Origin of the sequence: Tranquillimonas alkanivorans, from assembly GCF_900115595.1 — a bacterium.
In the GTDB taxonomy this organism is placed as follows: Bacteria; Pseudomonadota; Alphaproteobacteria; order Rhodobacterales; family Rhodobacteraceae; genus Tranquillimonas; species Tranquillimonas alkanivorans.
Genome location: NZ_FOXA01000071.1, coordinates 1 through 2,048, shown reverse-complemented (window position 1 = coordinate 2,048; position 2,048 = coordinate 1). Strand labels below are relative to the sequence as shown.

Sequence of the window (2,048 nt, the reverse complement as noted above, 5' to 3'; positions counted from 1 at the left end):
AGGAGGGCAATGCATTAACAATCAACCTGGACCACTCGAATGGGGCAGTTCATCCGGTCTGGATGAGCTGCAGGATCTGAGTGCGTGTGGGACTAAAAGACATCGTCGGGGTCCTTTCGTGTGGCGTGTGGAAAGGAACTGGAGTCGACGGAGCGGAGTCGGAACAAACCGCGTAATCGGTGTCGCAAGGTCATTTTTCCCGGGCAGGGCAGGAGGAGAGCGATGCGGTGTCCCAAGCCGGGGCGTCATAGCCCGGGGAACGGACGTGGCACGCGACGTCGAGGGATTGGCCGAGACACAGGTAGCGGGTCATGCCTGCGTTCTGCTTGTTGAAGAGGCATTCGCCGCTGCGCACGACTCGGACGATTGGTCCACGTACCGCACGTCGCCAGAGCTCGTTGGCGAGTGGAAGCTTTCCGGAAGCCTGAAAAATTTGATGCGCAATCTCCCGGTGCTCCGGTCGCGCCCGTTGCAGCCCGCCCGGTGGTGACACCGGCCTGGGCGCTGCCGCGAGTGATCATGTGGCAAGGGTTTGATCCGGTGCGTTCGCCCCGGTCGAGCGAACCCACCCTTCTCCCGCAACGGAAGAAGGACGACCAGCATGACGACCCAGCATCTCGACGAAACCCACCGCGGCGGGTTCGCGCGCATCCCGGATGCGTTCTTCCGCGCGCCAGTCAGCCCCTGCGCACGGTTCCTCCTCTGTTTCTTCTGCAATGCTGCGAGCGACGCCGGCGAGAGCTGGTATTCCTACGAGCAGCTCGGCGAGCTGCTGAACCGCTCGAACTCCTCCATCTCGGGGTACGTGAAGGAGCTGCGGGAGGCGGGCTACATCGACACCATTCGCCAGACGACGTGCACGGGCTTCAACTACCGCTTGAAGATCCGCATCGTCGGCTGGGACGGAATTCTGGAGCACTGGCGGTCGCTGGCCGAGGCAAAGGCGACGCGGCGCAGGACATCCGGCGGAAAGGTAGAGCATGCGCGGGCCGGCGATCCGGTACGGGGTGGCGAAGCCGCGTCGGTAGATGCCGACCCGTCCGCGAAAAGTGAACGCTGCGATCACTCGGCTGAACGCGGCAATCAGCAGGATAAACGCAATAAACCCATACCCGATCTAAACAAGATCCATCCAACCCATTCTCCGGACGCGCCTGCGTCCGGGGAAGTGGAGAATTGGAGTGTTCAGGATGAGCAGGCCTGGAGGAACCACCGTCCTTCCGAAAGGGAGGCCTTCGGCAACTTTTACGGGACGCCGGACCCGGCGCTCCTTCGGCGCGTGATCAGGCGCGCCGATGCGCTCGCCAAGGCGGCCGGTCTGCTCGATGAGGCAGACGCCCGCAGCCTGGCACGCGCCGCGATGCAGCAGTTCTGCCAAGACAGGCGTCTTCGGGTGACGCCGAAAGAGATTGGCGACGCCGCGGATGTCATTGCCGGAGAGGCCAGGACCGGTTCGGCGATCTCCAGCGCCATCGGGAAAATCAGCGAGTCCTGGCAGCCGCATTGGCGGCGGCTTCCGGAAGACGCTCATTTGGAGCGTGCGGCGCGTGCCGGCATGGCCCTCGAGAGGGAGAGGCTGGACGAATTCTACACCTTCCGCACGCGCGCGAACGCGGCTGGCTACTGGCTCAGGTGCCAAGAGCCCGCTTACGGCGCGGCGACCCGGGCAGCGGCAGCCTGAGATCGCTTTCCCTCTGGGGCGGAGCGACCCCATTTCGAGCGAAAGTGGGAAATCTCCAACAGAATGTACCGGTCTAAAATTGTGAGACAGCGAACTGGGGTTAAGCGGCGTTCTCACACCGCGCCAGACGACGGGCTTGCTTCCCTCGAGTTCTATCCTGATGCGCGCGATCGGCTCGTTCATCGACGGGGGCCTCGAGTTGCTCCCGTCTGAATTAGCGAATGCTCCCCCATGACGACAATCGCAGAGAAGAGGTACGCCGGTCAGGGTCCGGTGAACTGCCCCATTCGAGTGGTCCAGGTTGATTGTTAATGCATTGCCCTCCTTCGGTCGACGGTGACGATGGCTTCCGGGGCAGGCGGTCTGT

General features: G+C 63.1%; 1 protein-coding gene. It reads left to right on the top strand.

Features of this window, described 5'->3' with window-relative positions:
• Positions 1 to 601: 601 nt before the first annotated feature.
• Positions 602 to 1,681 (top strand): helix-turn-helix domain-containing protein, encoded by a 1,080-nt coding sequence (locus tag BM162_RS22125; RefSeq protein WP_093426014.1) that lies wholly within the window; start codon positions 602 to 604, stop codon positions 1,679 to 1,681.
• The last annotated feature ends 367 nt before the right edge of the window (positions 1,682 to 2,048 follow it).

What these genes read in the sequence shown, in the direction of transcription:
- BM162_RS22125 (WP_093426014.1), top strand. Translation starts at nt 602, where the DNA reads ATGACGACCCAGCATCTCGACGAAACCCACCGCGGCGGGTTCGCGCGC.